Genomic DNA, 6,802 nt, shown 5'->3' with positions numbered 1-6,802 from the left:
GAAGCGCCGGCTGCACGCAGCGCGGGTATCAAGGTCAAGTCGGTGGCTGAACTGGTCGAGAAACTGAAAAACGAAGCGAAGGTAATCTAAATGACTATCTTGGTTATTGCTGAACACGACAACAAAGCGCTGGCCCCGGCCACGCTGAACACCGTTGCTGCCGCTGCCAAAATCGGCGGCGACATCCACGTTCTGGTTGCAGGCCAAGGCGCTGGCGCCGTGGCTGAAGCCGCAGCGAAAATCGCTGGCGTGAGCAAAGTCCTGAACGCTGACAACGCCGCTTACGCGCACCAGCTGCCGGAAAACGTTGCTCCTCTGGTTGCAGAGTTGGGCAAGGCCTACAGCCACATCCTGGCTGCCGCGACTTCCAACGGCAAAAACATCCTGCCGCGCGTTGCCGCTGCACTGGACGTTGACCAGATCTCCGAGATCATCTCGGTAGAAAGCGCTGACACCTTCAAGCGTCCGATCTACGCCGGTAACGCCATCGCTACCGTTCAGTCGAACGCTGCGGTCAAAGTGATCACCGTGCGCGCCACCGGTTTCGACCCGGTTGCTGCCGAAGGTGGTTCCGCTGCCGTTGAAGCCGTTGCTGCCGCCCACAACGCTGGCATCTCCAGCTTCGTTGGCGAAGAGCTGGCCAAGTCCGATCGTCCGGAACTGACCGCTGCCAAGATCGTCGTTTCCGGCGGCCGCGGCATGCAGAACGGTGACAACTTCAAACACCTGTACGCTCTGGCCGACAAGCTGGGCGCTGCCGTAGGTGCTTCCCGCGCCGCGGTCGACGCAGGTTTCGTACCCAACGACATGCAGGTCGGTCAGACCGGCAAGATCGTTGCTCCTCAGCTGTACATCGCCGTCGGTATCTCCGGCGCGATTCAGCACCTGGCCGGCATGAAAGACTCCAAAGTGATCGTTGCGATCAACAAGGACGAAGAAGCGCCGATCTTCCAGGTGGCCGATTACGGCCTGGTGGCGGACCTGTTCGAAGCCATCCCTGAGCTGGAGAAGCTGGTCTAATCCGGCTGCTTCACTTATAAAGAGCCCGACCTTATGGTCGGGCTTTTTTTTTGTTTTTTTCTGTAGGAGCGAGCTTGCTCGCGATGGAGGTCAATGATGACGCGTTCATTCTGTATAAACGCGGCGCATTCGAATCCATCGCGAGCAAGCTCGCTCCTACAGAGATGTAAACGGTCTCAACGGGAGTGTGTTGCCATGGATTTGCGCCGTGTATATGGCAGGTCATTACTACTGGGGCTGGCGCTATTGCCAACACTGTCGATCGCCGCAGGCAAATGCGAGCGCCTGGTCGTAACCGGCAGCCCGGATGCGCCTCCGTACCTGTGGCAAGACCCACAAAACCCCAAGCACCTGATAGGCGCCAGTGCCGATCTTTTGCAGCAAGTGGCGGGGCAGTTGGGTATCAAGGTCGAACTGCTTTACGCCGGTAAGCGCTCACAAGCGCTGGAAGAAGTACGCAGCGGTCGCATGGACATGCTCGCGGACGCCTCGTTGACGGTCAGTGAACTGGAGTCTCTGGACTACATTCATCCGCCATTATTGGAAAACGATTACCTGGTCTGGACCCGCAAAGACTCGCCACTGGTCTACAGCGACGTGCAGGATTTACGCGGTCATCCCGGCGCTTTGTCGGAAAAGTCCCGGCTGACCTCGGCATTTGTCACATTTGCCGAGCAGCAATTGGCCCTCGTCCGTACATCCAACCTGACTGAAGCCTTTCAGAAATTGCTCTTGGGCGAAGTGGAGTTTGTATTGGCCGCACGTTACTCGGGCATGGCGATGGCGCAGACATTGGGCATGGCCAATGACTTGATCGCCCGTGCTCAACCGGTCGACCAGCCGGGATTGTTTCTGGCGGTTTCCCACAACTCAGCCTGCAACGATCCGTGGTTGCGCGGACAGCTGGCCAAAAAGATGACAGAATTGCCCGCGTCCGGACTGACGGAGGCTGTGCTGCAACGAAACATCGAGCGCTGGAATGCGCAACAGAAACAACCGCAGCCACAACCTGTCAGTGCCCCAAAACAGTAGGGATTTTTAGTGAGTATTCGACCTCTTTTCGCTGCCCTGGCCGTCCTGGCTCTGGCGGGTTGTGCAGCCGATCCGGCGCCGAATGAACAAATGCGCCTGACCGAGCAGGCACTCGAACAAGCCAAGGCTGTGGGTGCGACTGCCGACGAAGTGCCAGAAATGAAACTGGCCGAAGACAAGTTCAAGCGCGCCAAGGGCAGCATGGCCGATCAATCCTTCAAGAATGCGCGGATGCGAGCTGAACAGGCCGAGCTGGATGCTCGGCTGGCTGAAGCCCGGGTCCTGACCCTCAAGAGCGAGGAGCAGTTGAGCGTGCTCAATACCCGCATCACCCGTTTGCACAAGCAGCTGGGAGATGCCCAATGAATCTCAAGTCCAAAGTATTCGGGGGGCTGATCCTGGCTGGTTGCGCGAGCCTTTATGGTTGCGCCGGCCAGCGCAGTGAAGCGGCGTTACAGCAGGCCGGCACCGACTTCCAGAAGGTCAAGGAAGACTCCAATGTGCTGCGAATCGCGCCCAAGGACGTGATTCGTGCGGGTGAGTCCCTGGCGCGGGCCGATCGCTTGTCCAGTTATTGGGGCAGCGGCTCGGACGTCGTGCAGTACGCCTATTTGAGCCAGCGCTATAGCGAAATCGCTCGGGAGCACACCAATAAAGTGCTCAACGAAGAGCGTGCGGCCAAGCTCGAGCTGGAGCGTCAGCGCCTGCAATTGGCCTTGCGCGAGTCCAAACTGCTCAGCGTGCAACAGCAGGGTAAATGGCTCGAAGAGCAGATCGTAGCGATGGCCACTACGCAGACTGATCGCGGCTTGGTGATGACCCTGGGCGATGTGCTGTTCGACACCGGTGAGGCAGAGTTGAAGAACTCGGCCAACCGTGTGGTGTTGAAGATCGTGCAGTTCCTGCAGCTCAACCCCAAGCGCGTGGTGCGAATCGAAGGCTATGCCGACAGTACCGGCGGCAAGCAGGAAAACCTCAAGCTGTCCCGGGATCGCGCACAGTCCGTGGCGAACGTGCTGATGGACCTGGGAATCGACGACAAGCGTATCAAGGTCGAAGGTTACGGCGACGAATACCCGGTCGATGCAAACGCCTCCGAACGCGGCAGGGCGCAGAATCGCCGGGTGGAAATCGTGTTCTCTGACGAAAAAGGCCAGCTCGGCGCGGCCCGCTAAAATCGGACGTGTCGCCAGACATCCTGTAGGAGCTGGCGAAGCCTGCGATCTTTTGATTTTGCTTTTTAGCGTTGAAAGATCGCAGCCTCGTTTCACTCGACAGCTCCTACACAGCTCCTACACAGCTCCTACGCAGATTCTGCACCGTTCATACAACCCGGCCTGCCAGACAGCGCCGGGTTTTTTTGTGCCTGCGAAAAAACAGTACAGTTTTTGCTGACACTGCACTGTACTGTCGACTATTGTGGCAACTGTCCCAGTACACTTCCAAACTGTTCCGGTATTGTTTTACACAAGAATAAAATGCCCGTGAAATCGAGTGCTGCGTCATGACCAATCTCTTGCTTTATCAGCGTATTGCCCAGCAACTGGCCGAAGACATCCGCCGTGGTGTCTATCAACCGGGCGAGCGCGTGCCTTCGGTGCGCAAGATGAGTTCGCAGCTCAACGTCAGCCATGCCACGGTGTTGCAGGCGTATGCCAATCTCGAAGATCAGGGGCTGATCCGGGCCCGGCCGCAGTCGGGTTACTACGTGCACCAGACCCCGGCCTTGACGGCGCCGACACCGGACATCGCCCGGGTCGAACGTCCTGGGCTGGTCACACGCAGCAGCATCATTCAACAGGTGCTGGTCGAATCCCGCCGCGAAGGCGTTTTCCCCTTGGGCGCAGCAGTACCGAGCGTCGATTACCTGCCGGTGCGAGCGCTGCACCAGCAATTGGCCAAAGTCACCCGTTTCCATAGTCCACGCGCTTTCAGCTACATGTTCAGCCCCGGTTTTGAGCCGCTGCGCCGACAGGTGGCGATCCGCATGCGTGATGCCGGCGTAGTGGTCGATCCTTCAGAAGTGGTGATCACCCATGGCTGCGTTGACGCCTTGCAGATGTCACTGCGGGTGCTGACCCGGCCTGGGGACCTGATCGCCGCCGAATCGCCCACTTATTACGGATTGCTGCAACTGGCCGATTTGCTGGGTCTGAAGGTCATCGAAATTCCCAGCGATCCGTCCACCGGCATGAGTCTGGAAGCCCTGCAACTGGCGGCCAACCAATGGTCGATCAAGGCTTTGGTGTTGACCACTCGTCTGAGCAATCCGTTGGGCGGCACCATGCCCGAGGAGCGGCAGAAACAATTGCTGCGCCTGGCATCGGATTTCGACATTCAAATCGTCGAGGACGATATTTACGGCGAGTTGATGTTCGAGCAGGGGCGCACCAAATCCCTCAAGGCCTACGACCGGCTGGATCGGGTGATCTATTGCTCCAGTTTCTCCAAGACGTTGTCGCCGGGTGTTCGGATCGGCTGGATGATCGCCGGCAAGTACCAGCAGGAAATCCAGCGGTTACAGACATTCAGCACCCATTCGGCTTGCAGCGTCACGCAGATGGGCATTGCCGCTTATCTGGAAAATGGCGGTTACGACCGGCATTTGCGTTACATCCGTCAGGAGTACCGCAAGAACCTCAGCGCCTTTCAGCTCGCGGTACAGCAGTACTTCCCCGAAGGTACGCAGATGACTCGTCCGACAGGCGGTTTCATTTTGTGGGTGAGTCTGCCGGGGCGGGTCAACACCCAGGAACTGCATGTGCGGGCGTTGCAGCAAGGTATCAGTATCGCGCCGGGGCTGATTTTCAGTAACACCGAACAGTTCAACCACTGCATCCGGCTCAACTGTGGCATCCCGTGGAATCGTGAAGCCGAGCGCGCATTGATGACCTTGGGCATGCTGGCCACTCAGCTTTGCCAGGAGATGGCCGGCGGCTTTTGATGGGACGGGCAGCTAATCCCTGTCCGCGAGCTTGTCATGTCGGCTGCAACAGGCGAGCATATGCGCCACTGTCGTTGCCACCGTTTACGCTGTTGGGTCCATGAAGCCAATTTTTCCTTCCGCCTGGCTGTTGATCTGCCTGCTAGTGAGTGTTCAGCCGCTATCCGTCATGGCCGCTTCCGTGCCGGAAAAACCGTCGTCCAGCGGATCCCAGACAACAGCGAAAAAATCCGAACCCGCAAAAAAAGCCGCACCGGTCAAAAAGAAAGCTGTGGTCCAAAAAAAGACCCCGGTAAAAAAGCGCCCACCGATCGCCTCAAAATCGAAACCGGCCAGTGAAGTTTTGAAAACCCAGCTGCCTTCGGCCGATCTTGATTTAAGTCTGCCCAAGGACATGGTCGAGGAATTGAAACCGGTTGGCACCGTACCACTGCCCAAGCGGGAAGCGATGTTGCCGCAGATGTTCGGTGACAAGAGCAGCCCGTATGAGCTCAATGGACGGCTGTTGAACAACGAAATGCAGTTGCAACTGCGTAATGAAGAGCGTCGCGAAGTCGACGGCGCCGCGCTGGAAATCGAGTTCAAGCGGTAAACCTCTGCAGTTCGGGACCCGCGAGCCAGACGCTTTGTCGGAGACCGGGCAGTCACGCTACCTTTCAGATAAAAACCCGTGGCCGGGTAATTTAAAACAACTGTTTTAGCGGTTACTCTGTGCCCCGTCCTTTAACACATTGCTCGTCGCGAGGAGCTTGTCGTCATGAAATGCCGTGAGGGCTGTGGCGCTTGTTGCATTGCCCCTTCCATCAGTTCACCCATTCCCGGGATGCCCAATGGCAAGCCTGCCGGTGAGCGCTGTGTGCAGCTGTCTGCCGAAAACCTGTGCAACATTTTCGGTAAGGCGGAACGGCCCGCAGTGTGTTCCGGCTTTATGGCTGACGTTGAGGTGTGTGGCGCCAGCAGCGAAGAAGCCATCAGGCTGATTGGCTGGTGGGAGCAAATGACGGCGGCGTGATGTGTCAACGAACGGAACTTAAACAATAAGGAATAAAATTATGGGTTCGCTGCATCGTATCGCTGTGCTGCTTGGTTTGACGGCTGTTTTGGCCACTTCGGTCGCCCAGGCCGAAGACTGGAAAGTCGCCAAAAATGAAGACGGTATCAAGGTTTCCCTGAGTGAAGTGGCCGGCTCCGATTACAAGGCCTACCAGGGCGTTACCTTGATGAAAACCACCGTGGCCAAGTTACGCGCCTTGCAGGACGATGTGGTTGGCGCCTGTAAATGGATCCACGAGTGCAAGAGCCAGAAACTGCTCAAGCGCGAAGGCGACCAGAACTGGACCTACACCCAGTTCAATACTCCGTGGCCGGTCACCCCGCGTGATTCGGTGTTGCATGTCACTACTGCCGAAGGCGCCGATGGCAGCCTGACCCGCAAGCTGGAAGGCCTGCCGAAATACATTCCTGAAGAAAAGGGCTTTGTGCGGGTGGCCAAGGTCGATGGCTTCTGGAAGTTCGTGCCCAAGGGGGACCAGGTCGAAGTGACCTATCAGGTACACACCGAGCCCGGTGGTAGCGTGCCTTCGATGGTTGCCAACAAGTTTGTGGTCGACGCGCCGTTCAATACCCTGAAAAACCTCAAGGCGCTGGCCGAAAAGTAAATCACCCACAGATACACGCACCTCTTTTGCTGGAGCTGTGTAGGAGCTGTGTAGGAGCTGTCGAGTGCAACGAGGCTGCGATCTTTTGATCTTATAAAGGCAAGATCAAAAGATCGCAGCCTGCGGCAGCTCCTACAGGTCACCCCGC

8 protein-coding genes and 1 pseudogene are annotated in these 6,802 nt (G+C 57.5%); all 9 read left to right on the top strand.

Annotated features, from left to right (window positions below; translation table 11 throughout):
- Positions 1-90 (top strand): annotated as a pseudogene (locus ACRESJ_RS15725) (electron transfer flavoprotein subunit beta/FixA family protein); the annotation flags it as partial.
- Entirely contained in the window at positions 91-1,020 is a 930-nt protein-coding gene (locus ACRESJ_RS15720; RefSeq protein ID WP_431758722.1) for an electron transfer flavoprotein subunit alpha/FixB family protein, read from the top strand.
- A 195-nt stretch (positions 1,021-1,215) separates the two neighbouring features.
- Positions 1,216-2,052, top strand: a complete 837-nt coding sequence (locus ACRESJ_RS15715) for a substrate-binding periplasmic protein (protein WP_431758721.1) — start codon at positions 1,216-1,218, stop codon at positions 2,050-2,052.
- Between the two features lie 9 nt (positions 2,053-2,061).
- On the top strand, positions 2,062-2,418 hold the full coding sequence (locus ACRESJ_RS15710; RefSeq protein ID WP_431758720.1) for a DUF4398 domain-containing protein: 357 nt from the start codon (positions 2,062-2,064) through the stop codon (positions 2,416-2,418).
- A complete protein-coding gene (locus tag ACRESJ_RS15705; protein WP_431758719.1) occupies positions 2,415-3,227 on the top strand; it encodes an OmpA family protein in 813 nt (270 codons plus the stop codon). The genes ACRESJ_RS15710 and ACRESJ_RS15705 overlap by 4 nt, the downstream gene beginning before the upstream one ends.
- A gap of 329 nt (positions 3,228-3,556) precedes the next feature.
- A complete protein-coding gene (locus ACRESJ_RS15700; RefSeq protein ID WP_020799971.1) occupies positions 3,557-4,996 on the top strand; it encodes a PLP-dependent aminotransferase family protein in 1,440 nt (479 codons plus the stop codon).
- A 100-nt stretch (positions 4,997-5,096) separates the two neighbouring features.
- The gene (locus tag ACRESJ_RS15695) at positions 5,097-5,588 is read left to right on the top strand and encodes a translation initiation factor 2 (RefSeq protein WP_431758718.1); all 492 of its coding nucleotides are present in this window, start codon (positions 5,097-5,099) and stop codon (positions 5,586-5,588) included.
- Positions 5,589-5,753: 165 nt separating this feature from the next.
- Positions 5,754-6,008, top strand: a complete 255-nt coding sequence (locus ACRESJ_RS15690; protein WP_431758717.1) for a YkgJ family cysteine cluster protein — start codon at positions 5,754-5,756, stop codon at positions 6,006-6,008.
- 40 nt (positions 6,009-6,048) lie between these two features.
- On the top strand, positions 6,049-6,654 hold the full coding sequence (locus ACRESJ_RS15685) for an START domain-containing protein (RefSeq protein WP_431758716.1): 606 nt from the start codon (positions 6,049-6,051) through the stop codon (positions 6,652-6,654).
- Positions 6,655-6,802 lie beyond the last annotated feature (148 nt).

Source organism: Pseudomonas sp., from assembly GCF_050739655.1.
Taxonomy (GTDB): Bacteria; Pseudomonadota; Gammaproteobacteria; order Pseudomonadales; family Pseudomonadaceae; genus Aquipseudomonas.
This window is presented reverse-complemented; position numbering and strand designations above follow the sequence as displayed.

Excerpts from the sequence above, each read along its gene's own strand:
- ACRESJ_RS15720 (WP_431758722.1), top strand. The coding sequence starts at position 91 with ATGACTATCTTGGTTATTGCTGAACACGACAACAAAGCGCTGGCCCCG.
- ACRESJ_RS15715 (WP_431758721.1), top strand. The coding sequence starts at position 1,216 with ATGGATTTGCGCCGTGTATATGGCAGGTCATTACTACTGGGGCTGGCG.
- ACRESJ_RS15705 (WP_431758719.1), top strand. The coding sequence starts at position 2,415 with ATGAATCTCAAGTCCAAAGTATTCGGGGGGCTGATCCTGGCTGGTTGC.
- ACRESJ_RS15700 (WP_020799971.1), top strand. The coding sequence starts at position 3,557 with ATGACCAATCTCTTGCTTTATCAGCGTATTGCCCAGCAACTGGCCGAA.
- ACRESJ_RS15695 (WP_431758718.1), top strand. The coding sequence starts at position 5,097 with ATGAAGCCAATTTTTCCTTCCGCCTGGCTGTTGATCTGCCTGCTAGTG.
- ACRESJ_RS15690 (WP_431758717.1), top strand. The coding sequence starts at position 5,754 with ATGAAATGCCGTGAGGGCTGTGGCGCTTGTTGCATTGCCCCTTCCATC.
- ACRESJ_RS15685 (WP_431758716.1), top strand. The coding sequence starts at position 6,049 with ATGGGTTCGCTGCATCGTATCGCTGTGCTGCTTGGTTTGACGGCTGTT.